24 protein-coding genes and 1 tRNA gene are annotated in these 24,458 nt (G+C 73.2%); 14 read left to right on the top strand and 11 right to left on the bottom strand.

Features of this window, described 5'->3' with window-relative positions; all coding sequences use genetic code 11:
* The first annotated feature begins 190 nt into the window (after positions 1–190).
* From ACFY3N_RS33545 to mscL, 6 genes are all read left to right on the top strand, one after another.
* Positions 191–1,717: a potassium/proton antiporter gene (locus tag ACFY3N_RS33545; protein WP_390820590.1), complete on the top strand. Its 1,527-nt coding sequence runs from the start codon at positions 191–193 to the stop codon at positions 1,715–1,717.
* 261 nt (positions 1,718–1,978) lie between these two features.
* Positions 1,979–3,265, top strand: coding sequence for an MFS transporter (locus tag ACFY3N_RS33550; protein ID WP_390820591.1), 1,287 nt, complete (start codon positions 1,979–1,981; stop codon positions 3,263–3,265).
* Between the two features lie 67 nt (positions 3,266–3,332).
* A complete protein-coding gene (locus ACFY3N_RS33555) occupies positions 3,333–3,656 on the top strand; it encodes an FmdB family zinc ribbon protein (RefSeq protein WP_390820592.1) in 324 nt (107 codons plus the stop codon).
* A 79-nt stretch (positions 3,657–3,735) separates the two neighbouring features.
* Positions 3,736–4,578 (top strand): S-methyl-5'-thioadenosine phosphorylase, encoded by an 843-nt coding sequence (locus tag ACFY3N_RS33560; protein WP_390820593.1) that lies wholly within the window; start codon positions 3,736–3,738, stop codon positions 4,576–4,578.
* A gap of 273 nt (positions 4,579–4,851) precedes the next feature.
* Entirely contained in the window at positions 4,852–5,355 is a 504-nt protein-coding gene (locus ACFY3N_RS33565; protein WP_390820594.1) for a hypothetical protein, read from the top strand.
* 135 nt (positions 5,356–5,490) lie between these two features.
* Entirely contained in the window at positions 5,491–5,961 is a 471-nt protein-coding gene (gene mscL / locus ACFY3N_RS33570) for a large conductance mechanosensitive channel protein MscL (protein ID WP_390820595.1), read from the top strand.
* A gap of 22 nt (positions 5,962–5,983) precedes the next feature.
* On the opposite strand, the gene ACFY3N_RS33575 is transcribed toward mscL, so the two are convergent.
* Positions 5,984–6,160 carry a hypothetical protein gene (locus ACFY3N_RS33575; RefSeq protein ID WP_390820596.1) on the bottom strand — a complete coding sequence of 59 codons (177 nt, stop codon included), beginning with the start codon at positions 6,158–6,160 and terminating at the stop codon, positions 5,984–5,986.
* A 43-nt stretch (positions 6,161–6,203) separates the two neighbouring features.
* On the opposite strand from ACFY3N_RS33575, the gene ACFY3N_RS33580 reads away from it, so the two are divergent.
* Complete coding sequence (locus tag ACFY3N_RS33580) at positions 6,204–7,271, top strand: P1 family peptidase (RefSeq protein WP_390820597.1); 1,068 nt, start codon at positions 6,204–6,206, stop codon at positions 7,269–7,271.
* Positions 7,272–7,428: 157 nt separating this feature from the next.
* A complete protein-coding gene (locus ACFY3N_RS33585; RefSeq protein ID WP_390820598.1) occupies positions 7,429–8,175 on the top strand; it encodes a DUF6227 family protein in 747 nt (248 codons plus the stop codon).
* A gap of 21 nt (positions 8,176–8,196) precedes the next feature.
* Here the strand turns inward: ACFY3N_RS33585 and ACFY3N_RS33590 are convergent, their stop codons facing one another.
* The 5 genes from ACFY3N_RS33590 to ACFY3N_RS33610 form a co-directional block, all read right to left on the bottom strand.
* On the bottom strand, positions 8,197–8,481 hold the full coding sequence (locus tag ACFY3N_RS33590; protein ID WP_390820599.1) for a hypothetical protein: 285 nt from the start codon (positions 8,479–8,481) through the stop codon (positions 8,197–8,199).
* Positions 8,482–8,597: 116 nt separating this feature from the next.
* Positions 8,598–10,649 (bottom strand): fructose-specific PTS transporter subunit EIIC, encoded by a 2,052-nt coding sequence (locus ACFY3N_RS33595; RefSeq protein ID WP_390820600.1) that lies wholly within the window; start codon positions 10,647–10,649, stop codon positions 8,598–8,600.
* Between the two features lie 82 nt (positions 10,650–10,731).
* Positions 10,732–11,679, bottom strand: a complete 948-nt coding sequence (gene pfkB / locus ACFY3N_RS33600) for a 1-phosphofructokinase (RefSeq protein WP_390820601.1) — start codon at positions 11,677–11,679, stop codon at positions 10,732–10,734.
* Positions 11,676–12,437, bottom strand: coding sequence for a DeoR/GlpR family DNA-binding transcription regulator (locus tag ACFY3N_RS33605; protein ID WP_390820602.1), 762 nt, complete (start codon positions 12,435–12,437; stop codon positions 11,676–11,678). The genes pfkB and ACFY3N_RS33605 overlap by 4 nt, the downstream gene beginning before the upstream one ends.
* 188 nt (positions 12,438–12,625) lie before the next feature.
* Complete coding sequence (locus ACFY3N_RS33610) at positions 12,626–14,140, bottom strand: MFS transporter (protein ID WP_390820603.1); 1,515 nt, start codon at positions 14,138–14,140, stop codon at positions 12,626–12,628.
* A 63-nt stretch (positions 14,141–14,203) separates the two neighbouring features.
* On the opposite strand from ACFY3N_RS33610, the gene ACFY3N_RS33615 reads away from it, so the two are divergent.
* Positions 14,204–15,175 carry a helix-turn-helix transcriptional regulator gene (locus ACFY3N_RS33615; protein ID WP_390820604.1) on the top strand — a complete coding sequence of 324 codons (972 nt, stop codon included), beginning with the start codon at positions 14,204–14,206 and terminating at the stop codon, positions 15,173–15,175.
* Positions 15,176–15,214: 39 nt separating this feature from the next.
* Here ACFY3N_RS33615 and ACFY3N_RS33620 read toward each other — a convergent pair whose 3' ends face one another.
* The gene (locus ACFY3N_RS33620; protein ID WP_390820605.1) at positions 15,215–15,892 is read right to left on the bottom strand and encodes a TetR/AcrR family transcriptional regulator; all 678 of its coding nucleotides are present in this window, start codon (positions 15,890–15,892) and stop codon (positions 15,215–15,217) included.
* A 702-nt stretch (positions 15,893–16,594) separates the two neighbouring features.
* The gene (locus tag ACFY3N_RS33625; RefSeq protein ID WP_390820606.1) at positions 16,595–17,593 is read right to left on the bottom strand and encodes an RNA polymerase sigma factor RpoD/SigA; all 999 of its coding nucleotides are present in this window, start codon (positions 17,591–17,593) and stop codon (positions 16,595–16,597) included.
* A gap of 193 nt (positions 17,594–17,786) precedes the next feature.
* Between ACFY3N_RS33625 and ACFY3N_RS33630 the strand changes: the two genes are divergently transcribed.
* Positions 17,787–18,305, top strand: coding sequence for a GNAT family N-acetyltransferase (locus tag ACFY3N_RS33630; protein WP_390820607.1), 519 nt, complete (start codon positions 17,787–17,789; stop codon positions 18,303–18,305).
* A 12-nt stretch (positions 18,306–18,317) separates the two neighbouring features.
* Here ACFY3N_RS33630 and ACFY3N_RS33635 read toward each other — a convergent pair whose 3' ends face one another.
* Positions 18,318–19,079, bottom strand: coding sequence for a dioxygenase (locus tag ACFY3N_RS33635; protein WP_390820625.1), 762 nt, complete (start codon positions 19,077–19,079; stop codon positions 18,318–18,320).
* Positions 19,080–19,234: 155 nt separating this feature from the next.
* Between ACFY3N_RS33635 and ACFY3N_RS33640 the strand changes: the two genes are divergently transcribed.
* The gene (locus ACFY3N_RS33640; protein ID WP_390820608.1) at positions 19,235–19,756 is read left to right on the top strand and encodes a MarR family winged helix-turn-helix transcriptional regulator; all 522 of its coding nucleotides are present in this window, start codon (positions 19,235–19,237) and stop codon (positions 19,754–19,756) included.
* Positions 19,757–19,832: 76 nt separating this feature from the next.
* Here the strand turns inward: ACFY3N_RS33640 and ACFY3N_RS33645 are convergent, their stop codons facing one another.
* A complete protein-coding gene (locus tag ACFY3N_RS33645) occupies positions 19,833–21,383 on the bottom strand; it encodes an MFS transporter (protein WP_390820609.1) in 1,551 nt (516 codons plus the stop codon).
* A gap of 148 nt (positions 21,384–21,531) precedes the next feature.
* Entirely contained in the window at positions 21,532–22,173 is a 642-nt protein-coding gene (locus ACFY3N_RS33650; RefSeq protein WP_390820610.1) for a TetR/AcrR family transcriptional regulator, read from the bottom strand.
* 273 nt (positions 22,174–22,446) lie between these two features.
* Here ACFY3N_RS33650 and ACFY3N_RS33655 point away from each other — a divergent pair, with 273 nt between their 5' ends.
* The 3 genes from ACFY3N_RS33655 (at position 22,447) to ACFY3N_RS33665 (ending at position 24,414) form a co-directional block, all read left to right on the top strand.
* On the top strand, positions 22,447–23,739 hold the full coding sequence (locus ACFY3N_RS33655) for a M6 family metalloprotease domain-containing protein (protein WP_390820611.1): 1,293 nt from the start codon (positions 22,447–22,449) through the stop codon (positions 23,737–23,739).
* 163 nt (positions 23,740–23,902) lie between these two features.
* Positions 23,903–24,064, top strand: a complete 162-nt coding sequence (locus tag ACFY3N_RS33660) for a hypothetical protein (RefSeq protein ID WP_390820612.1) — start codon at positions 23,903–23,905, stop codon at positions 24,062–24,064.
* A gap of 274 nt (positions 24,065–24,338) precedes the next feature.
* A tRNA-Arg gene (locus ACFY3N_RS33665) sits at positions 24,339–24,414 on the top strand.
* The last annotated feature ends 44 nt before the right edge of the window (positions 24,415–24,458 follow it).

Below are 24,458 nucleotides of genomic sequence, written 5' to 3' on the forward strand. Positions count from 1 at the left end.
TAACTGAGCGCTGGAGCAACGATAGGCGCAGGGCTCCGCGGCACTTGACGCGGAGTGGGGAACCAGCCCGGACGGACGTTCGATCATGCCGTCAAGAGCGTCAAGAACGCGTCAAGAGTTAGGTAAGGTAACGAAGTAGTTTGCCGCGGAAGCGGTGGATCGCATGCGATGTACGTGAGCTCACGCGCGGGTGCGCCTGAGTCAGGGAAGGGAACGGCCGCTGACTGTCCACCACCTCAACCAGCTCCTGCTCGTCTGCTCGATCGTCCTGCTCGTCGCCGTCGCAGCGGTCCGGATCTCCTCGCGCAGCGGGCTCCCCAGCCTGCTCGTCTACCTGGGCATCGGCATCGCCATGGGCCAGGACGGCATCGGCGACATCCACTTCGACAACGCCGAACTGACCCAGGTCATCGGATACGCGGCCCTGGTCGTGATCCTGGCCGAGGGCGGTCTGGGCACGAAGTGGACGGAGGTGAAACCGATCCTGCCCGCCGCCTCCGTGCTCGCGCTGGCCGGCGTCGCGGTGAGCGTCGGCGTCACGGCGTCGGCCGCGCACTTCCTGGTCGGGCTGGAGTGGCGGCAAGCGCTGATCATCGGCGCGGTGGTGTCGTCGACCGACGCGGCGGCCGTCTTCTCGGTGCTGCGGAAAATACCGCTCCCCGCGCGGGTGACGGGCGTGCTGGAGGCGGAGTCCGGCTTCAACGACGCGCCCGTCGTCATCCTGGTCGTCGCCTTCTCCTCGGCCGGACCGGTCGAGCACTGGTACGTCCTGGCCGGCGAGATAGTGCTGGAGCTGGTCATCGGCGCCGCCATCGGGCTCGCGGTGGGCTGGCTGGGCGCCTGGGGGCTGCGGCACGTGGCACTGCCCGCCTCCGGCCTCTACCCGATCGCCGTCATGGCCATCGCGGTCGCCGCCTACGCGTTCGGCGCCCTCGCCCACGGCAGCGGCTTCCTCGCCGTCTACCTCGCCTCGATGGTGCTGGGCAACGCCAAACTGCCGCACTGGCCCGCCACGCGCGGCTTCGCCGAAGGGCTCGGCTGGATCGCCCAGATCGGCATGTTCGTCCTGCTCGGCCTGCTCGTCACCCCGCACGAGCTGGGCGACGACATCGTGCCCGCGCTGGTCATCGGGCTGGCGCTCACCATGGTGGCCCGCCCACTGAGCGTCGTCGTCTGCCTGCTGCCGTTCCGGGTGCCCTGGCAGGAGCAGACGCTGATGTCGTGGGCGGGACTGCGCGGCGCCGTGCCCATCATCCTGGCGACGATCCCGATGGTGCAAGGCGTCGCCGGGAGCGAGCGGATCTTCAACATCGTCTTCCTCCTGGTCGTCGTCTACACCCTCATCCAGGGGCCGACGCTGCCCTGGCTGGCCCGCAAGCTGCACCTGGGCGGGGAGTCCGCCGCCGACCTCGGCATCGAGTCGGCGCCCCTGGAGCGGCTGCGCGGACACCTGCTGTCGGTCGCCATCCCGGCCGAGTCGAGGATGCACGGCGTGGAGATCGCCGAGCTGCGGCTGCCGGCCGGGGCCGCCGTCACCCTCGTCGTGCGCGACGGGACGTCGTTCGTGCCGCTGCCGTCGACGGTGCTGCGCCGCGGGGACGAACTGCTCGTCGTCGCCACGGACCCGGTACGGGACGCCGCCGAACGGCGCCTGCGCGCGGTCGGCCGGGGCGGCAAGCTGGCCGGCTGGCTGGGCACCGACGAATCGCAGGCGTGACGTCGACGGGCCTGACGAATCACAGGCGGGACGTCGGCGGTGTGCCCGGCTTCACAGCGGACGGCAGGTGATCCCTGTACGATGCGAACGACCCCCAGATCGAACCAACTCTGCCTGACGCAGAGCTGGCGCGACCGTATGGCGGCCGGAACGCCCTGAGCTGTGGCGCCGGCATCTACCGCAGTCAGCGCAAGAGGACAGCTCTCGGCGCGCCCGCACGCCCCGTGCGGGCCGCTACCAGGTGGCAGAAAGGCACGGGCCGTGGCATCCACGGTCACCACGTCGAAGGACTCGGCGGCCACCTCCCGACCGGGATACGGCCGGCTGCTGCGCACGCGCGGCGCGTGGACGTTCCTGCTCCCCGGCTTCGCGGCCCGCCAGCCGTTCGCGATGCTCACCCTCTCCATCGTGCTGCTGGTGCAGCACACCACCGGCTCGTACGGCGCGGCCGGCGCGGTCGCGGCCGTCACCGGCGTCTCCATGGCGCTGTTCGCCCCCTACAGCGGCCGTCTCGCCGACCGCCACGGACAGCGCGCCGTCCTCGTGCCCGGCGTCCTGGTGCACACGGCGGCCGGACTGGCCCTCACCGCGCTGGCGCTGACCCACGCGCCCCTGTGGGCGCTGTTCGCCGCCGCCGTGCCCACGGGCGCCTCGGTGCCGCAGATCGGGCCCATGGTGCGGGCCCGCTGGGGCGTGCGGCTCAAGGGCTCCCCGCTGATGACCACCGCGGCGGCCTTCGAGTCCGTCACCGACGAGTTCACCTTCGTCGTCGGACCGCTGCTCGCCACGGCCCTGTGCACGGCCGTCGACCCGGCTGCGGGCCTGCTCACCGAGGCCGCGCTGACCCTGGTCGGCGGTCTGCTGTTCGCCGCGCAGAAGGGCACGCAGCCCGCGGCGGGCCGTGACGGGCACGCGCGCGTGGAGCACGTCTCCGCGCTGCGCGTCCCCGGTGTGCGGGTGCTGATCGTGACCTTCCTGGGCATCGGCTCCGTCTTCGGCGGCATGCAGGTCTCCCTGGCCGCGTTCACCGAGTCGATCGGCGAACCCGGACTGAACGGCGTCCTCTACGGCGTCTTCGCCGCGGGAAACATGCTCTCCGGCATCGTCTGCGGCGCGATCGCCTGGAAGGCCGCCCCGCAGCGGCGCCTGGTGATCGGCTACACGGCGCTCGCGCTGACCGCGTCCGCCCTGTGGACCGCCCACTCGGCGCTGCTGCTGGCCGGGCTCGGCCTGCTGGTCGGCATGTGCATCGCACCGGCCCTGATCACCGGCTACACGCTGGTGGAGAACCTGGTCCCGGCGGGTGCCCGCACCGAGGCCTTCACCTGGCTGACCGGCGCCGTCGCGCTCGGCCAGGCGGCGGCCGTCACGGTCGCGGGGCAACTGGAGGACCGCCTGTGGGGCGGCGCCGGCTTCCTGGTGCCGACGGCCGGTACGGCGGCGGCCCTCGTGACGCTGCTGGCGCTGCGGTCGCGGCTGGCCGCGGGCCCGCACGGACGCACCGTCGCACGTGGCGTGGGTCACCGCGAGCCCGTCGCAGTGGACTGAACCGAGGGAATGCGTCACTATGGACCGTCGTTAGCACTCATCGAGTGAGAGTGCCAGGAGGAAGACAGTGCCGACCTACCAGTACCAGTGCACCGAGTGCGGCGAGGGCCTCGAGGCGGTGCAGAAGTTCACCGACGACGCGCTGACCGAGTGCCCCACCTGCAAGGGCCGCCTGAAGAAGGTGTTCTCGGCGGTGGGCATCGTCTTCAAGGGCTCCGGCTTCTACCGCAACGACAGCCGCGGCTCCTCGTCGAGCAGCTCGCCGGCGTCGTCGAAGCCGTCGGGCACCTCGTCGTCGACGTCCTCCTCCTCGGACTCGGGGTCGAGCGCGTCGTCCGGCTCGTCCGGCTCGTCCGGTTCGAGCAGCTCCACCAGCACCACCGCCGCGTAGGGCCGCTTCCTTGACGGAACCCCGTCGTCCGCCGACGACGGGGTCTTCGGCGTTTCCGGGTGCGGTTAGGGTGCGGGGCATGGCGAACATGGCGAAGGCCGGGATCGGCGTGATCGGCGGCTCCGGTTTCTACTCCTTCCTCGACGACGTGACCGAGGTCCAGGTGGACACCCCGTACGGGGCGCCCAGCGACTCCCTCTTCCTCGGCGAGGTGGCCGGCCGGCGGGTCGCCTTCCTCCCGCGGCACGGACGCGGCCACCATCTGCCGCCGCACCGCATCAACTACCGGGCCAACCTGTGGGCGCTGCGGTCGGTCGGCGTGCGCCAGGTCCTCGGGCCGTGCGCGGTCGGCGGCCTGCGCCCCGAGTACGGGCCGGGCACGCTGCTGGTGCCGGACCAGCTCGTGGACCGTACGAAGTCCCGGGCGGGCACCTACTTCGACGGGCTGCCGCTGCCCGACGGCACGGTGCCGAACGTGGTCCACGTGTCGCTGGCCGACCCCTACTGCCCCACCGGTCGGGCCGCCGCGCTGAAGGCGGCCCGGGACCGGGACTGGGAGGTGGTGGACGGCGGCACGCTGGTCGTGGTCGAGGGGCCGCGCTTCTCCACCCGTGCCGAGTCGTCGTGGCACCGGGCGCAGGGCTGGTCGGTGGTGGGCATGACCGGCCATCCCGAGGCGGCGCTCGCCCGTGAGCTGGAGCTCTGCTACACCTCGCTGACCCTGGTCACCGACCTGGACGCCGGGGCCGAGACCGGTGAGGGCGTCTCCCACGACGAGGTGCTGCGGGTGTTCGCCGCCAACGTGGACCGGCTGCGGGGGGTGCTCTTCGACGCGGTGGCCGCGCTGCCGGCGACGGAGGAGCGGGACTGCGCGTGCACGTCGGCGCTGGGCGGGATGAACCCGGGGTTCGCGCTTCCGTAACCGCCCGCGGGGCGGAACGTCCCGTTCGGGTGGGGCGGTTGTCCACAGGGGCGTGGTACGTCCACAGGGCCCGGCGGGACGCGGCGCGAGGCCTCATCGTGGGAGTCGCAAGCCGGTCCCTCGTCGCAGGTGGTGGTATCCGTGTCCCGTCCTCCCTCCTCGCTCCGCCCCTCCTCCCCCGCCGTCCCCCGGCCGTACGGCGCCGCTGTCCCCCGACCGTCCGGCGCCGCCGTCCCCTGCCCTCCCGGTCCTGAGGTCCCTCCCTCGTGCGAGGTGCCGCACTTCGCCCCGGTGCGGGTGCGCGGCGCCCTGCCGCTCCCCGGCGGGCTCGTACGGCACCGGAGGCGGGCCGTGGCGCTCGGTCTCGCGGTCACGGCGGCGGCGCTGGTGGCGGCGGGGCCGCGGGGCGCGGACCGGTCCCGCGGGCATCCCGACGGGTCCCCGGCGGCCCGTGCCGCCTCGGCCTCCCCCGGGGACCGCGCCGTACGGGCGCGGGGCGCGGGCGCGGCGGTCACGGCGGCGGTGCGGATCGCCGACGCGGCCACGGTACGGCTGCTGCGGCCGGGCGACCGGGTGGACGTGATCGCCGCCGGGGAGACGGTGTCCGGAGGCGAGGCCCGCGTGGTCGCACGCGGGGCGCGCGTGACCGGGGTACCGGAACCGGCGGACGGCGCGGGTGACGGCGGGGCGCTGGTCGTGCTGTCGGTGCCGCGCGCCACCGCGGCCGAGCTGGCCGGCGCGAGCGCCACGGCGCGGCTGGCGGTGACGATGTGCTGACCGGTGCTCCCCCGGCCCCGGTCCGCGCGTGGGGTCCTTGCGCCGGGCGGCCCGGCTGGACAGGCCGGCACAGGCGTGACGTAGGTTGCGGAGCGCTTTCTTCCGCACCGTACGCACGAGAAATGAGGCCTCGAAGTGAGCGACCAGGAGAAGACGAGCGTCCTGCAGGGCTTCAAGGCCTTCCTGATGCGTGGCAACGTCGTCGATCTGGCCGTGGCGGTGGTCATCGGTGCCGCCTTCACCAACATCGTCAACGCGGTCGTGAAGGGCGTCATCAATCCGCTGGTGGGGGCCTTCGGCACCAAGGACCTGGACAGCTACAGCTCGTGCCTGAAGGGCCCCTGCGAGGGCGCCGGGGACACCGCGACCGGCGTCAGGATCCTGTGGGGGTCGGTCCTCGGGGCGACGCTGCAGTTCCTGATCACCGCGGCGGTCGTCTACTTCCTGATGGTGCTGCCCATGGCGAAGTACCTGGCCCGGGTGGAGGCCCGCCGGAAGGCGAAGGAGGGCACGCGCGAGGTCGTCGAGATCACCGAGCTGGAGGTCCTCAAGGAGATCCGCGACACCCTCGTCGCACAGCGCGGCGCGGGGCGGGGCGAGCGGTAGGGGCGGCCCGCCGGCGGGCGGGTCAGAGGTGGTGGGGCGGCTTCTCGTCGAGGAAGCGCTTCAGGTCGGCCGCGCTGTCGCCGGACGGGCGCTCGCCCCAGCCGCGGTCCGTGTCGTCCGAGGACCGCTGGTCCAGCGGGTCGTCGAAGACCAGCGCCGGCTTGGGCTCACTCGGGCGGGGATCGGGGGCGGTGCTCATGCGTCCAGGGTACGGCCGCCCCCGACCGGGCAGTACTGACCCCATGGCAGCTGACGCTCTGACGGATGTGGCCGGGGTGCGCGTGGGACACGCGACGCGTACCGGCGACGGATGGCTCACGGGCACCACGGTCGTGCTCGCGCCCGAGGGCGGGGCCGTGGCCGCGGTGGACGTGCGCGGCGGCGGCCCCGGCACGAAGGAGACCGACGCGCTCGATCCGCGCAACGTGGTGCGGAAGGTCCAGGCGCTCGTGCTGACCGGGGGCAGCGCGTACGGGCTCGACGCGGCGTCCGGGGTGATGGGCTGGCTGGAGGAGCGGGGGCGCGGGGTGCGGGTCGGGCCGGATCCCGCGCACGTGGTGCCGGTGGTGCCGGCGGCCTGTGTCTTCGACCTGGGGCGTGGCGGTGACTTCCGGGCCCGGCCGGACGCGGCCACCGGTCGTGCCGCGGTCGAGGCGGCGGCGGCGAGCGAGCGGGGCGCGCCGGTGCCGCAGGGGTGCGTGGGCGCCGGCACGGGCGCGGTGGTCGGGCAGCTGAAGGGCGGGATCGGCACCGCGAGCACGGTGCTGGACTCGGGCATCACGGTGGCCGCGCTGGTGGTGGCCAACGCGGCGGGGTCGGCGGTGGATCCGGAGACGGGAGTGCTGTACGGGGAGTTCTTCCAGGGCCGGGTGCGTTATCCGGAGCCGGAGGTGCACGGGGCCGCGCTGCGGCGGCTCGCGGAGGTGGCCGGACGGAACGCGGCTCCGCCGCTGAACACCACGCTCGCGGTGGTCGCCACCGACGCCGGGCTGTCCAAGGCGCAGGCGCAGAAGCTGGCCGGTACCGCGCACGACGGCATCGCGCGGGCCGTACGGCCGGTGCATCTGCTCAGCGACGGCGACACCGTCTTCACCCTGGCCACGGGCACCCGCCCGCTGGACGCGGCGGACCCCCTGGCCCTGAACGAGGTCCTCGCGGCGGGCGCGGACCTGGTGACCCGCGCGATCGTACGGGCGGTCCGCGCCGCCGGTCCGGTGGACGGTCCGGGCGGCTGGTGGCCGTCGTACGGGGAGTTGTACGGCGGGCACGGAAAGGAGGGGCCGCCGAGCGGCTGTCGAAGTACCGTTTGATCAGGAACAATTGACGCACGTCCGGGCGGTGCCGGGAACTTCTCACGCGCTCCGTCTGTTTTTCGCCATACGTTTTCTCGGTTCCTGGACAACACGTCCGGCCGAGGGGCTACGGTATGCACCCACCAGGTGACATGCAGCAACGCCGGGAGAAACCTTGAGCGTTCCGTACGAGACGGCAGCGTACGAACCACCCGATCCACCCGAGTCTCCGGAGGAGCACCTCGCGCGCCTCCTCGGCCGCGCCCTGAACTCCTTCGAGCTGCCGGACGAGACCCTCCTGCGGCTGGACTGCGCGCTGGCGCACGACGGTTCGCTGCACTCCGCGCACCACAGCGCGGGGCTGCACCGGGAGACGTACCGGCACACCTGGCTGCTCGCCGACGGTTCGGCGCTGACGCTCTGGGAGCTCGTGCACAACACGGCGCCGGGAGAGGAGCCGCAGCACGAGGTGTACGTGGACGAGGAGGAGCTGCGGACGGCCACGGCCCGGCTGCCGTTGCCGCCGGACGCGCCGGGCTTCGAACTGCCGGTGACGGTGCAGTTGCCGCCGCCTCCCGCGCTGGGGCACGTGTACGTTCCGGACGGCTCCGCGGATCACGCGCGGCGATTACTGCGCCGGGCGGAGAACACGGACCGGCCGGACGCGAAGACGGCCGCGCTGCTGGCCACGGCGTGCGCGCACCGGATCACGCAGGCCTTCGGCCGCCCGTCCCGCACGGGGCGTCCGGGGCTGTCCTTCGCGCTCTACGAGCACGCGTTCCTGCTGGGTGACGGGGTGGAGATGTCCGTGTGGGAGGTCGAGCACACGGTCACGCCGGACGGTCGGCACATGTGCGAGGTGTACGTCAGCGAGGACGCGGCGCGGGACGCGATGGAGCGCCGGGCGGCACAGGTCTCCTGACGCGGCGGCCGGGGCCGGGGCTCAGTCCCCTTCGCCGAAGCGCCGTACCAGCACGGCGAACGCGTCGCGCTCCGCCGGGGTGAGCCGTACGGCTTCCACGTGGGGGCCGGTCCGCTGCTGGCGCGGGATCACCGGGGTGCCGTGGGGCGCGTGCCGCAGGGTGGCCTCCGGGTGCTCCCCGGTGCGCTCGCGCGTCCGCCCGCGTCGACGCCGCAGGACATCGGCCAGACCCGCCGCGCAGGCCACGGCCACCAGGGTGAGGACGGTGGCGCCCGTCGTCCGCGAGAGTGTCGTGTGCTCAGGCATGCGGCCCAGTACACACCAAGATCCGGGGCCTTGACCCCGGATCGTGATGATCGTGATCTATATCGCAGTAGGCATGAACCGCCCACACCTACCCAAACGGACGCACCGCGGTAACTCTACGCGGCCACCGGCTGCTTGGTCTCCGCCGGCGGCACCGGTGCGCTCCCGCCCGCGTCCGTGGTGACCGGGGCCGGCTTGCGCAGGCCCTTGAGGACGATCACCAGGGCCGTCGTGACGCACACGCCCGCGGCGATGGCGACCAGGTAGAGGAGCGGGTTGCCGATCAGCGGGACGACGAAGATGCCGCCGTGCGGGGCGCGCAGGGTGGCGCCGAAGGTCATCGACAGGGCGCCGGTGACCGCGCCGCCCGCCATTGAGGCGGGGATGACCCGCAGCGGGTCGGCGGCGGCGAACGGGATCGCGCCCTCGGAGATGAAGGAGGCGCCCAGGACCCAGGCGGCCTTGCCGTTCTCCCGTTCGGTGCGGTTGAAGAGCTTGCCGCGGACCGTGGTGGCCAGGGCCATCGCCAGCGGCGGCACCATGCCGGCGGCCATCACCGCGGCCATGATCTTCATCGCGGAGTCGCTGGGGCTCGCGACGGCGATCCCGGCGGTGGCGAAGGTGTAGGCGACCTTGTTGACGGGCCCGCCGAGGTCGAAGCACATCATCAGGCCGAGGAGGGCGCCGAGCAGGACGGCGTTGGTGCCGGTGAGGCCGTTCAGCCAGTCGGTCATGCCCTTCTGGGCCTCGGCGATGGGCTTGCCGATGACGACGAACATCAGGAAGCCGACGACCGCCGCGGAGATCAGCGGGATCACCACCACCGGCATGATGCCGCGCAGGGCCGCCGGGATGCGCACCTTCTGGATCGCGATCACCACGGCGCCGGCGATCAGACCGGCCGCGAGGCCGCCGAGGAACCCGGCGTTGATGGTGAGCGAGATCGCGCCGCCGACGAAGCCGGGCACCAGGCCGGGCCGGTCGGCCATGCCGTAGGCGATGTAGCCGGCCAGCACGGGGACGAGGAAGCCGAAGGCGACGCCGCCGATCTGGAAGAGCAGCGCGCCCCAGCTGGCGGCCTGGGTCCACACGAAGTGGTCCATCACCGACGGCGCCTCGTTGATCTCGTAGCCGCCGATCGCGAAGCCGAGGGCGATGAGCAGACCGCCCGCCGCGACGAACGGCACCATGTAGCTGACGCCGGACATCAGCCACGTGCGCAGCTTGGTGCCGTAGCCCTCGCCGCTGTCGCCGGTGCGCTCGACGGGCGTCCCGCCGGACGTGGCCGCCGCGGTGACCTCGCCGCGCCCGGCCTTGCCGCGGACCTCGGTGATCAGCTCGGCGGGGCGGTTGATGGCCGCCTTGACGCCGGTGTCGACGGTCGGCTTGCCCGCGAAGCGGTCCTTCTCCCGGACGGGCACGTCATGGGCGAAGATCACGCCGTCCGCCGCCTCGATCACGGCCGGGTCGAGCCGGGTGAAGCCGGCGGAGCCCTGGGTCTCGACGACGATCTCGACGCCGGCTTCCCGGCCGGCGTTCTCCAGCGACTCGGCGGCCATGTAGGTGTGGGCGATGCCGGTGGGGCAGGAGGTGACGGCGACGACCCGGAACGGGCGGTCCTCCCCGGAGGCGGCGGCGCCCGTGGCGGCGCCGGCGGAGGCCGCCGCCGGTGCCGCCACGGAGTCCTCGGAGCCGCTCCCGCCGCCACGGACGGCGGCCGTCGGCGGCTGGTCGCCGCGGATGAGCGCCGCCGCTGCCGCCGCGTCGTCCACCGACCGGAGGGCATCGGTGAACTCGGTGTTCATCAGCTGCCGGGCCAGCGCCGACAGGATCGTCAGATGGGCGTCGTCGGCGCCGGCCGGAGCGGCGATCAGGAAGATCAGGTCGGCGGGTCCGTCGGCCGCGCCGAAGTCGATCCCGGCGGCGCTGCGTCCGAAGGCGAGCGTGGGCTCGGTGACGTGCTCGCTGCGGCAGTGCGGGATGCCGATGCCGCCGTCGAGGCCGGTCGGCATCTGCGCCTCGCGGGCGGCGACGTCGGCGAGGAAACCGTCCAGGTCGGTCACCCGGCCCAGGGCCACCATGCGTTCGGCGAGGGCGCGCGCCGCCGCCTCCTTGGTGTCGGCGGACAGGCCGAGATCGACCAGTTCCGCGGTGATCATGTCGCTCATCGCGAGCTCCTTCGCACGCGTATCGCCCGTGCAGCGGGGTGGGCGGAAGGGGGGACGGGGGTGAGGAGGGAGAGGGGACGGTTCATGACACCGGCTCCCGCAGTGCGCGGTCGACGGGCACCTCGGCCGTGACGGTCACCGCGGCCGGGTCCAGGTCGGCCGGGGTCGGCATCACGCTGCCGGGGAGCCGGACGGCGGCCGCGCCGTGGGCGACGGCGGAGGCGAGCGCCTCGGGGCCGCGCCCGCCGGCGACGAGGAACCCGGCCAGCGAGGAGTCGCCGGCGCCCACGTTGCTGCGGACGGCGTCCACCGCGGCGGTGCCGAACCAGGCGCCGTCGTCGTCCACGAGCAGCTGCCCGTCGGCGCCGAGGCTCGCGAGGACCGCCCGGGCGCCCATCCCCCGCAGCTCCTCCGCCGCCTTCAGCGCGTCGCCCACGGTGGCCAGGGGCCGCCCCACGGCCTCGGCGAGCTCTCCCGCGTTCGGCTTCACCACGTCGGGCCGCTCGCGCAGGGCCGCGAGCAGCGCGGGGCCGGAGGTGTCCAGCGCGATCCGTACGCCGGCGGCGTGCGCCCGGGCGACCAGTTCGGCGTACCAGGAGGGGGCCAGTCCGCGCGGCAGGCTGCCGCAGCAGGCGATCCAGTCGGCGCCCGGGGACTGCCGGCGCACGGTGTCCAGCAGCAGTTCCCGCTCGGCCGCCGTCAGTTCCGGACCCGGTGCGTTGATCTTCGTGAGCACGCCGTCCGCCTCGGCGAGCGCGATGTTGGAGCGGGTGGCGCCGGCGACCGGGACCGGAGCGACCTCGATGCCCTGCGCGTCGAGCAGGTCGGCGACCAGCGCGCCCGGTGCGCCGCCCAGGGGCAGCACGGCGACCGTGCGCCGGCCGGCCGCGGTGACGGCGCGGGAGACGTTGACGCCCTTGCCGCCGGGGTCGACGCGTTCGCCGGTGGCCCGGACGACCTCACCGCGGTCCAGCGAGGGGACCTCGTAGGTGCGGTCCAGGGACGGGTTGGGGGTGACGGTGAGGATCATGCGCGTACCACTTCCGTGCCGCCGCGCTCGATCGCTGCGGCGTCGTCCGGGCCGAGCCCGCTGTCGGTGATCAGCAGGTCCACGTCGCCCAGGTCGCCGAAGCGGGCGAAGTGCTCCTGGCCGTACTTGGAGGAGTCGGCGAGCAGCACCACACGGCGGGCGGCGGCCATGGCCGCGCGCTTCACGGCGGCCTCGGCGAGGTCGGGCGTGGTCAGCCCGTGCTCGGCGGAGAACCCGTTGGCGGCCACGAACAGCACGTCCGCGCGGATCTCGGCGTACGCGCGCAGCGCCCAGGCGTCCACGGCGGCGCGCGTACGGTGGCGCACGCGCCCGCCGACGAGATGGAGCTGGATGCCGGGGTGGTCGGCGAGGCGGGCCGCGATGGGCAGGCTGTGGGTGACGACGGTGAGGGAGAGCTCCACCGGCAGGGCGCCGGCGAGCCGCGCGGCCGTCGAACCGGCGTCCAGGATCAGCGTGCCGTCGGCCGGGAGTTCGGCGAGGGCGGCCCTGGCGATGCGGTCCTTCTCGTCGGCCGCGGTCGTCTCCCGCTCGGCGAGGTCCGGCTCGAAGTCGAGGCGTCCGGCGGGGATGGCCCCGCCGTGCACCCTGCGGACCAGGCCGGCGCGGTCCAGGGCCTTGAGGTCCCGGCGGATGGTCTCGGCGGTCACCTGGAACTCCTCGGCCAGCGAGACCACGTCCACCCGGCCGCCGTCACGGGCGAGCCGCAGGATCTCCTGCTGGCGTTCCGGTGCGTACATGGCGACCTGCCTCCGAGTCCGTTCGTGCCCGAACGTGTGGTTTCGCTCGCAGAGTACGCCCAGATGTCCGGGAAGTAAACAGACATGGGCACGTACGGGCATGAACGGGCTTCCGTTCATGCCCGTACGCCCACACGCCGAGGGACCGGCACCCCTGAGGTGCCGGTCCCTTCTCCCCCTGGGTCCGCTCAGGCCACGAGCTCCCGCTCCCTCTCCACCGCCGCGGGAGTCTCCCCCGCCCCCTCCACGTGCTGGGCGGGGCGCTTGGGCAGGGCGAACATCAGCAGGAAGATCACGCCCAGCACCGCGGCCACCCAGCCCAGCGCGTGCCGGAAGCCGTCCGCGTAGGCCGGGCCCACCTCGGCCGGGGCGAGCCGCTCGTCGATCACCCCGAAGAACACCACCGACACCAGGCCGAGCCCCAGCGCGTTCCCCATCTGCTGCACGGTGTTGATCAGCCCGGACGCCGACCCGGCGTGCTCACGCGGCACCTCGGACAGCACCGCGTCCGTCAGCGGGGCCACGATCAGCCCCATGCCGACGCCCATGACCACCAGCGGGAGCGCCATCTGCCAGGAGGTGATCGACTGGCCGTACCGCTCCGCCTCCCAGAGGTAGACCAGCACCCCGGCCCCCATCACCAGCGCGCCCGCCTGGAGCACCTTGCGCCCGTAGCGCGGGACCAGCAGCTGCACCGACATCCCGGCCGCCGCGGAGACCGCGAGGGAGAACGGCACCCCGGTCAGCCCGGCCCGCAGCGCGCTCCAGCCCAGGCCGACCTGCATGTACAGCGTCCAGACCAGGAAGAAGACGCCGAGGCCGACCCCGAACACCGTCTGCACCGCGATGCCCGCCGCGAAGCTCTTCACCCGGAACAGCGACAGCTCGATCAGCGGGGAGCCGTCCCGGGCGCCCTTGACCCGCTCGTACGCCACCAGCGCCGCGAAGACCACCGGCGCGCCGGCCATCGACACGTACCCCCACAGCGGCCAGCCCAGCTCACGGCCGCGGGTCAGCGGGTAGAGCAGCATCAGCAGACCCAGTGTGACCAGCGCGACGCCCACCAGGTCCAGCTTCAGGGCGCGCGGCGCCTTCGACTCGGTGATGAAGCGGCCGCCGAGGACCAGGCCCGCGACGCCGACCGGCAGGTTGATCAGGAAGATCGGCCGCCACTCCAGACCGAACAGGTTCCACTCGGTCAGCAGCGCGCCGAGCAGCGGTCCGGAGACCGCGCCCAGGCCGACGACCGCGCCGAACAGCCCGAACACCTTGCCGCGCTCGTGCGGCGGGAAGGTCGCGTGCACGATCGACAGGACCTGCGGCACCATCAGCGCCGCCATGGCGCCCTGCAGGACGCGGGAGGCGACCAGCATCTCCGGGTTCACGGCGAGCCCGCACAGCGCGGAGGCGACGGTGAAGCCGCCGATGCCGACGAGGAAGACCCGCTTGCGGCCGTGGATGTCGCCGAGCCGACCGCCGGTGACGAGCCCGGCGGCGAAGGCCAGCGCGTAGCCGGCGGTGATCCACTGGATCTGGCTGAAGGTCGCGCCCTCGTCGCGCTGGATCGACGGGATCGCGATGTTGACGATCGTGACGTCGACGAGGTCCATGAAGGCCGCGGTCATCACGATCGCCAGCGCGAACCAGCGGCGGCGGTCGCCCGCGGCGGCCTGCGGTGCGTGCGGGGTGTCGGTGGAGTTCATGTTCCGGAAGCTATTCCCCAAGTAGGTCGGATCAGGTCCTAGTTCCACGGCATCCTCGTTCCCATGACGACGGACACACCGGCCCGGCTCCTCCAGCTCCTCTCCCTCCTCCAGACGCCCCGCGAATGGCCCGGCGGCGAGCTGGCCGACCGGCTCGGGGTCTCCCGGCGCACGGTCCGGCGGGACATCGACCGGCTGCGCGAGCTCGGTTATCCCGTGCGGGCGACCCTCGGCGCGGACGGCGGCTACCGGCTCGTCGCCGGGAAGGCGATGCCGCCGCTGGTGCTCGACGACGAGGAGGCGGTGGCCATCGCGGTCGGGCTGCGGGCCGGCGCCGGGCACGCGCTGGAGGGCGTGGACGAGGCGTCCGTGCGGGCGCTGGCCAAACTGGAGCAGGTGCTGCCCGGCCGGCTGCGCCACCGCGTCAGCACGCTCCAGGCCGCGACCACCCCACTGACCAGCGGCGACGGCGCGACGATCGCACCGGAGACGCTCACCGTCATGGCCTCCACGGTGGCCGGGCACGAGCGGCTGCGGTTCGCCTACCGAGCCGCCGACGGCACGGAATCCCGGCGGGTGACCGAGCCGTACCGGCTGGTGTCGACCGGGCGGCGCTGGTACCTCGTGGCGTACGACCTCGACCGCGCGGACTGGCGGACGTTCCGCGTCGACCGGGTGAGCGAGCCCTTCGCGACCGGGGCCCGGTTCGCACCGCGCGAGCTGCCCACCGGGAGCGCGGCGGAGTTCCTGCGCCGGTCCATGCACCGCGCACGGGAGTCGTACGAGATGGTCGTCACCTTCGCCGCGCCGGCCGAGACGGTCGCGGCCCGCCTGCCGGGCCGGCTGGGCCCGCCCGAGCCGCTGGACGAGGGGAGCTGCCGGCTGCGCGCCACGGTGAGCGACGTCAAGGAGTGGACGGCGGTACGGCTGGCGCTGCTCGGGTACGAGTTCACGGTGCAGGAGCCCCAGGAACTGGTCGATGCGGTAAGGGAGTTGGGGGAGCGGATGAGCCGGGCGGCGGGCGGCGCGGCGTGACGTGGCGGCAGGCCCTCGGGGAGCGGCCGCGCGGAGGCGTCACGCCCCCCACGCGAAGTCCCGGAGCGCCGCCAGGTTGGCGACCGCCAGTTCGGCCGGGCCCCGGGGCCCCTCGGCGGGGCCGTCGCCGGCCGCCCAGCTCTCCATGGCCGTGCGCACGGCCGCGCTCGCGACGGCGGCGGTGAAGCACAGCCGGGTGCGGGCGGCGACGTCGTCGGCGTCGTGCGGGACGTGAGCGGCCGTCAGCCGCTCCGTCAGCGCCTCCGCCAGGCTCCGCTCCGACGCCCGGCACTCCTCCGCCCACACCCGGCGCAGGGCGGGGTTCGCCTCGGCCAGCCGGATCAGGGTGCGCACCCGGTCCCAGGAGGCCGCCGACACCCCGCGGCCGGGGGTGAGCGCGTGGCGCGCGGCGTCCTCCAGGACCCGCGGCAGGGGCACCCCGGCGGGCGCGGCGCGCACCGCCGCCACCCAGCGCCGGGCGCCGGTGGCGTAGAGCGGGCCGATGGCCTCCTCCTTGCTGGCGAAGTACCGGTAGAAGGTGCGCGGGGCGACGCCGGCCGCCTGGGCGATGTCCTCGGCGCGGGTGGCCCGCAGGCCCTGCCGGACGAAGAGACCGGCCGCCGCGCGGGCGATCTCCATACGGGTCTCGGCCTTGCGCCGCTCGGTCAGCGAGACCGCGGGAGGCGGAGGGGGCGGCGTCGGGGTGGTGCTGCTCACGCCCGGCAGGCTATGCCCCTGTGGCACAATCTGCCATCTGGCGGGCCACCCCGGGGTTCAGGTCCGGGGTGACCCGCTCGGCCGGCCGCCCGTACGAGGAAGCCGGGCCCGGCGCCCGGGGGGAGGGCGCCGAACCCGGCTTGGGGAAGTCCCGGCGCCGGGGGGGGTTGTGCGTCGGGACGTGGCTCGGTGGGTCCAGGATCTCAGGGGCCCGAAGGACGAACTCCCGGCCTGGAATTCTTGTTCCCTGGGCCCGGTGGGTTGAAGCGGCGGGGAACGGCCATGTTTTGCGCGGTCTTTCGCCACCCGGCGTACGCGACCGGAGCCCGTGGGGACCCCGTCGCTCCCCCGGAATCCGCACGGCGGCGACCCCACCACCGCGCCGAACCCGGCGGTCGCGCCGCCGCGTTCACCTCCGGCGGCCCACCCGTCACGCTACCGCGCCGCCCGGATCCTCGCGCCACCGCGTCCGCTCCGGCCGGTCACGCCACCGCGGGCGGGGGCACGAACCGACCGTCGCGCCGCCGCGGACGGGGCGGAAACCGGCCGTCGCGCCGCCGCTCCGGCCGGCATGCCGCAGCGCCGCGGCCGGGCGTCACACCGCCGCGGCCGCCCCGGCCGGACACGCCACCGCGGGCGGGGATGTGAACCGGCCGTCGCGTCGCCGTTCCGGCAGGCGCGCCGCCGCGCCGGACCCGGCTCTCACGCCGCCGCGTCGAAGCCGGTGTCGCGGGCCAGCTTCTTCAGCTCCAGCAGAGCGTGCTTCTCGATCTGGCGGATGCGCTCACGGGTCAGGCCGTGCTCCTTGCCGACCTCGGTCAGCGTGCGCTCGCGGCCGTCCTCGATGCCGTACCGCATCTTGATGATGGAGGCCGTGCGCTGGTCGAGGCGGCCGATCAGGTCGTCCAGCTCCTCACTGCGCAGCAGCGTCAGCACCGACTGCTCCGGCGACACCGCCGAGGTGTCCTCCAGCAGGTCGCCGAACTGGGTCTCGCCCTCGTCGTCCACCGACATGTTCAGCGAGACCGGGTCACGGGCCCAGTCGAGCACGTCGGTGACGCGCTCCGGCGTGGAGCCGAGCTCGGCGGCGACCTCCGCGGGCTCCGGCTCACGGCCGTGCTCGCGGTTGAACTCGCGCTGCACGCGGCGTATCCGGCCCAGCTCCTCCACCAGGTGGACGGGCAGGCGGATGGTGCGCGACTGGTCGGCTATCGACCGGGTGATGGCCTGGCGGATCCACCAGGTCGCGTACGTCGAGAACTTGAAGCCCTTGCGGTAGTCGAACTTCTCGACCGCGCGGACCAGACCGGCGTTGCCCTCCTGGATCAGGTCGAGCAGGGGCAGGCCGCTGCGGGGGTAGCGGCGGGCCACGGCGACGACCAGGCGGAGGTTGGAACGGATGAAGACGTCCTTCGCCCGCTCGCTCGCGTCGACCAGGGCCCGGAGCTCCTCGGGGGTGGCTCCGGCCTTGTTCTCCTCGAGGCCGTCGAGGATCTGCTGCGCGAACACACCCGCCTCGATGATCTGGGACAGCTCGACCTCCTTGGCGGCGTCGAGCAGCGGCGTGCGCGCGATCTCGTCCAAGTACATGCCGACCAGGTCGCGGTCGGCGATCTCGCCGCCATGGGCGCGGACATTGCGTGCCGAGTCGGCCGTCTCGCCGGTGGCGGACTGACGACGGGCGACGGCGCGGGTTGCCATGCGTGCTCCCTTGCGATGATGAGGTCAGCGGGTGGTCCTGCGGACGCTCGACACGTCTCTCAGGTCCCTCCGGACTCTGGTCGAGTGCCCTGCATCCGATGGAAACAACGACTGGAATCCGGACAGAATTCCCAACCCGTCCCCCGAATTTCCTGATCATGCAGTACCCTGTCCGACCACGCGGGGAGGCGCGATGCCGTCGGAGTACGAAGAGGTCCAGGTCAGGCCGGGCACGGAGGGTGACCTGACGGCCCTCACCGACCTGTACAACCACTACGTACGTGAGACGGCGATCACATTCGACACGGCGCCCTTCACTCCGGAGGAGCGCCGTCCCTGGTTGCTCTCCCACCCTGTAGACGGCCCGTACCGCTTGATGGTTGCCACGGGCGCCGGTTCCCAGGGGATCCTGGGGTACGCCACCTCCGGCCCCTTCCGTCCGAAACCCGCCTACGCGACCTCGGTGGAGACGACGGTCTACGTCGCCCCCGACGCCGGTCGGCGCGGCATCGGCACGCTCCTCTACAAGGCCCTCTTCGAGGCCCTGGCGGGCGAGGGCCTGCACCGCGCCTACGCCGGCGTCGCCCAGCCGAACGCCGCCTCGACGCGGCTGCACGAGCGTTTCGGCTTCCGGCACGTCGGCACGCACCGGGAGGTGGGCCGCAAGTTCGGCCGCTGGTGGGACGTGGCCTGGTACGAGAAGGAGCTGTGACCCTCCGGCGGCTCAGCCGAACTGCACCGACCGCTTGGCCAGCCCCAGCCAGAATCCGTCGATCACGGACTTCTGTTCCCCGAGCTCCCCGGCGGCGTCCGCGGCGCCCATGGTCACGAAGAGCGGGGCGAAGTGCTCGGTGCGCGGGTGGGCGAGCAGGCCGGCCGGGGACTTGCGGGTGAAGTCGAGCAGCGCGTCCACGTCACCCGCCTCCAGGGCCTCCCGGCCCCACGCGTCGAACTCCGTCGACCAGGCGGGGACGCCGCCCTGCCGCAGTGCGGCGAGGTTGTGGGTGAAGAACCCGGAGCCGATGATCAGCACGCCCTCGTCGCGCAGCGGTGCCAGCCTGCGCCCGATCTCCATGAGCCGCACCGGGTCCAGGGTCGGCATGGAGACCTGGAGCACCGGGATGTCGGCCTCGGGGTACATCTCGACCAGCGGGACGTAGGCGCCGTGGTCCAGGCCCCGGTCGGGGACGTCCTGGACGGGCGTGCCGGGGGCGCGCAGCAGCCCCCGCACCGAGTCGGCGAGCGCGGGGGCGCCGGGGGCGCCGTAGGTGACCCGGTAGTAGTGCTCGGGGAAGCCCCAGAAGTCGTAGACCAGGGGGACGGGCTCGGTGGCGCCGAGGGCGAGCGGGGCCTCCTCCCAGTGGGCGGAGACGACCAGGATCGCCTTCGGGCGGGGCAGCCCGGCCGACCACGCGGCCAGTTCGCCGGGCCAGACGGGGTCGTCGGCCAGGGGCGGGGCGCCGTGACTGAGGTAGAGAGCGGGCATGCGCTCCTGGGTGGCGGCGGTCATGACGACGGCTCCCTTCCACGGCGTCGACGGCGGGGCGTCGGCCCGGTACTTACTTGAACTCTCAACTTGCACCGTCGACCCTACGCCCATTTTGTTTAACATTCAAGAAGAGCGGTCGTACAGTGGAGCACATGAACACGGCACCCGCAGCAGCATCGGCGTCCGCCGACGAACCCCGCTGGCTCACCGACGAGGAGCAGCGCGTCTGGCGCTCGTACATCGAGGCCGCCACCCTCCTGGAAGACCACCTCGACCGCCAGCTCCAGCGTGACGCGGGAATGCCGCACGTCTACTACGGCCTGCTGGTCAAGCTCGCCGAGTCCCCGCGCCGCCGGCTGCGGATGACGGAACTGGCGATGTCCGCGAAGATCACCCGCTCCCGCCTCTCGCACGCCGTCGCGCGCCTGGAGAAGAGCGGCTGGGTACGCCGTGAGGACTGCCCCTCCGACAAGCGGGGCCAGTTCGCCGTGCTGACGGACGAGGGCCTGGAGGTGCTGCGCCGGCACGCGCCCGGCCATGTGAACGCCGTACGCCAGGCGGTCTTCGACCGGCTCACCCCCGAACAGCAGAAGTCCCTCGGCGAGATCATGCGGATCGTCGCCGAGGGACTTCAGCCGAGCGGGGCGGGCGCGGACCTGCCCTGGCTCCGCTGACGGGCGGGAGCCGGGGCAGGTCCGGGGAGCCGTGCGGAGGAGGCGTCCCCTCCTCTTCCGCACGGGTGGCCTCGGGTCAGTGGACGACGACCGGCACCGCCATCTCGTCCCCGACGGTCTCGTCGGCGGACCCGGCGACCGCGGTGCCGCCCGGCCGGCCGGCGTTGATCAGGGTCAGGGCGATGGCCGCGGCCGCCACCAGGATCCCGACCGCGAACCAGATCGCGCTGGTGTAGCCCTGCACCTGCCCCTGGAGCTGGACCAGCTGCTGCTGGGACCGGCTCGTGGCGCCGCCGATGTGGTCGGCGACGTAGGACGTGGTGGCCGAGGCCGCGATCGTGTTCAGCAGGGCGGTGCCGATGGCGCCGCCCACCTGCTGCGAGGTGTTGACCATCGCGGAGGCGACACCGGAGTCACGCGGCTCGACGCCCAGCGTGGCCAGCGACATGGCCGGCATGAACGCCGTGCCCATGCCGAGACCGAGCAGCAGCATGCCGGGCAGCAGGACGCCCGCGTACGAGGTGTCGATCTCCAGCTGCGTCAGGAAGAGCATGCCGAGCGCGGCGACCAGGAAGCCGGGGCCCATCAGCAGCCGGGGCGCGACCCGGGTCATCAGCCGGGTGCCGATCTGGGTGGAGCCCGTGATCATGCCCGCGACCATCGGCAGGAAGGCGAAACCGGTCCTGACCGGCGAGTAGCCCTTCACGACCTGCAGGTAGTAGGTGAGGAAGAGGAACAGGCCGAACATCGCGATGATCGCCAGGCCCAGCGAGAGGTAGACCCCGCCGCGGTTGCGCTCGGTCACCACGCGCAGCGGCAGCAGCGGCGCCTTGACCTTGGCCTCGACGGCCACGAAGGCGGCGAGCAGCACGGCGGAGACGACGAACATGCCGATCGTCAGCGAGTCGCTCCAGCCCTCGGACTCCGCGCGGGTGAAGCCGTAGACCAGCGCGACCAGACCCACGGTGGACAGCACCACGCCGGGGACGTCGAGCGGCGAGCGGTTGCGGCCGCCCCCGGGCTCACGGATGACGAAGTACGCGCCGGCCGCGGCGACCACGGCGAACGGGATGTTCACGAAGAACGTCCAGCGCCAGTCCAGGTACTCGGTGAGGAAGCCGCCGAGGATCAGGCCGACGGCGCCACCGCCACCGGCGATCGCGCCGTAGATGCCGAACGCCTTGGCGCGCTCCTTGCCGTCGGTGAACATCACGGCGAGCAGGGACAGGGCGGCGGGCGCGAGCAGCGCGCCGAACACACCCTGGAGGGCGCGGGCGCCGAACATCATGGCCTCGTTGGTGGCCGCGCCACCGAGCGCGGAGGCCGCGGCGAACCCGCCCAGACCGAGCACGAAGGTCCGCTTGCGCCCCCACAGGTCGGCTATCCGGCCGCCGAACAGCAGCAGTCCGCCGAAGGCGAGGGCGTAGGCGGTGACCACCCACTGGCGGTTGCCGTCCGAGATGCCCAGGTCCTGCTGGGCGGAGGGCAGGGCGATGTTCACGATGGTCGCGTCCAGGACGACCATCAGCTGGGCGAGCGCGATGAAGACCAGCGCCTTCCAGCGGTTGGCGTCCGGGGCGCCGGGGCCGCTCGGGGCCCTTCCGGCCGCTGAGGCTGTTTCAGACATGGGGGTACCCACTTCGGTACTTGTGACGGAAATAAATAAGGTGTGGCGAAAAATCGGGTGTCCTCGAAGGACGGCTCGTCCCCGCGGACGGCCGTCGGAAGCGGTGCCCGTGGCCGGCACGGGCGGTGCACGTGGTGTCAGGGGTCGCTCAGCGGCGCAGGTCCTCCACGGTCACGGCCGAACCCGGCAGGACGGTCGGGGCCGGGGCCCGCATCCCGTCCAGGAACAGCTGCAGATGGCGGTGGACGAAGCGGTCGGCGTTGTCGCAGCCGGTACCGGCCGGGGGCCGGCTCAGCTGGGCGACGCCCACCATCAGATCGCCGTACTCCACGTCGGTACGGAGCTGACCGGCCGCCTTGGCGCGGTCCATCAGCTGCGCGACGAGGCTCTCGGCGCGCCGGCGTGCGTCCTCCAGGTCGGGGTGGTGCTGGTCGAAGGTGCTGGAGACCATCGGGCACAGCGCGCTGATCCGCTCGTCGGCGGCCGTGTGCGCGAAGCGCTCCAGCGCCTCGAAGGCGTCCCCGGTCTCGCTGAGCGCCTGCTCGGCCGCCCGCACCGTACGGTCCATCACGGAGCAGACGACCTCGCGCACCAGCGCGTCGCGGTCGGGGAAGTTGCGGTACACCGTGGCGTTGCCGACGCCGGCCCGGCGGGCGACGTCGTCGAGCGGGACCTCGCACCCGAACTCGACGAACATCTCGCGGGCGGCGGTGACGATCCGCTCCCGGTTGCGCAGGGCGTCGGCGCGGGGCCGGGGCGCCTTGCGCGGTACGGGGGTGGCGGTCTGCACGGTGCACTCCTGGTCGTGGTGGTTTGATCCTCGTGCCGTCCCGGCGATCCGGGGATCGTTTCCCCGTTTCGCGCGGACACAGGTTCAAACGGGGAAACGATCCCCGGTTATTTCCCGCTCCGGAACTCTTTTCCTGTGACCCGCCTCACACCGCCCGGACTGTACGGCCCACGATCGGACCTCCCGGCAGGCGCCCGCCCGCCCCGCGACGCAGGGTGATCGGGAGGGTGCAGTCGGAAGTCCCGCGGCTGCCGTGTGAGCGGAGGTCCCCGCATGCAGCCGCAGCCGAGCCGCCACCGGATATCCCCGCGCCGGCTGGCCGCCCTGGCATCGGTGACCGCCCTGACCCTCGCGGTCAGCACCTCGGCCGGCAACGGCCGCCTCTCCCCCGGCGCCTCCCCCGCCGGCGGCGGCCCCAGCGCCCTGTCCCACACCCCCGCGCACGGCCCCTGCATGATCACCGGGGAGGACGGGGTCCAGATGTCCGAGGGCATTCCCACGGCTCCCGGCTACACCCGTTCCACCGGCACGGTCCGCGCCCTCACCCTGATGATCGACTTCTCCGACGCGCCCGGCGAGGGCGACGCCCTCGACCGCTACCGGGAGTTCTTCCCCCAGACCCGCAAGTGGTTCGCCACCAGCTCCTACGGCCGCCTCGACTACCGCTCCGAACTCCCCGTCCCCGACTGGCTCCGGATGCCCAAGTCGTTCCGCGCGTACGGCATAGAGCGCGGCGCCCCCTTCGACCCCGGCTACCGCGAACTGGTCCGCGACATCGTGGCCGAGGCCGATCCCGAGGTGGACTTCCAGTCGTACGACCTGCTGAACGTCCTGGTGACTCCCAATGCGGGCCCCGCCGCCCTCGACACGGTCCTGTCCGTCACCTTCGCCGGCAACAAGGAGGCACCGAGCGCGGACGGCGTCCCCGTCTCCAACGCGTCCTTCGTCTACTCCCGCCAGGACGACGGCTCCGGCTCCTACGACCGCACCGGCTACCGCGTGCTGCCGCACGAGAACGGCCACGTCTTCGGCCTGCCCGACCTGTACACCGCCGAGGGCGGCGGCGCGGTCGGCCACTGGGACATCATGAGCGAGGACTGGGGCGCCAACAACGACTTCCTCGCCTGGCACAAGTGGAAGCTGGGCTGGCTGGACGCGTCCCAGGTCGGCTGCGCGGCGAGCCCGGGCACGCGGGAGTACGTCCTCACCCCCCTGGCGCGGACGGGCGGCCCGAAACTCGTCTTCGTCCCGCTGAACGACCACTCCGGTTACGCCGTCGAACTGCGCACCCGCGCCGGCAACGACGAGGCGGTGTGCCGCCCCGGCGTCCTCGTCTACCGCGTCGACGCAAACGTGGACACCGGCATGGGCCCGGTCACCGTCCACGACTCCCGCCGCGACAGCGGCGGCTGCACCCGCTCCCCCAACGTCCACGCGGAACTCTCGGACGCGACGTTCACCCCGGGCGAGACCTTCGTGGACCGCCGGGCGGGCCTCCGGGTGACGGTGACGGCTGCGGAGGCGGAGGAGTACCGGGTACGGGTGACCCGTACGGCACGGGGCTGATCCCCGACGCCGGCGCGGTGGCGCCTTGTCCGGGGCCACGGCGACAGAAAGGGCGCGCGACACGGCACGATCGACGACAATCACCGGGCCGGGCCCTGCGGAACGGCGCCAACCGAAGTGCTCGGCGAGGCGGTTACGAATGGACGACCGACAGGGGAGCTTCATGACGGAGACGCGGCGGACGATCCCGGAGTCCGGGACGACGAAGGCGCCCCGGGGAGCGACCCGATGGGGGACGCTCACCGCGATCCTCGGGGTCCCGGCACTGGCAGTGACCGGATTCCTGGCCCTGATGGCCCTCTGGGTGCTGTTCGGCGAGGCCTGACGGGCTCTCCGCGCCGCCGGAGGGCAGCCACGAAACTGCGCGGGGCTGTCGACGCGGAGGGTGCCTTCGCGGCAGGCGCGGTGGAGCGACGGCCTGCGCTCCCACCAGCCGCACCTGCCCGACCCACCCACACCAGCGCCCGCCACAGCACCGATCCGGTACCCTGTGGATCGAGCGCCCTGGCAGGCACCGCGGCACACACCGCAGCCGCCGACCCAGGACGCTCAGGGCTTGACGGAGACATCCACCCAGGAGCCTCCCACGATCAAGTCCCGCCTTCGTAGCTCAGGGGATAGAGCACCGCTCTCCTAAAGCGGGTGTCGCAGGTTCGAATCCTGCCGGGGGCACCAGCGCAAAGGCCACCTAGGAACGTTCCTAGGTGGCCTTTGACATC

The sequence above is a fragment of the Streptomyces sp. NPDC000348 genome (genome assembly GCF_042898795.1).
In the GTDB taxonomy this organism is placed as follows: Bacteria; Actinomycetota; Actinomycetes; order Streptomycetales; family Streptomycetaceae; genus Streptomyces.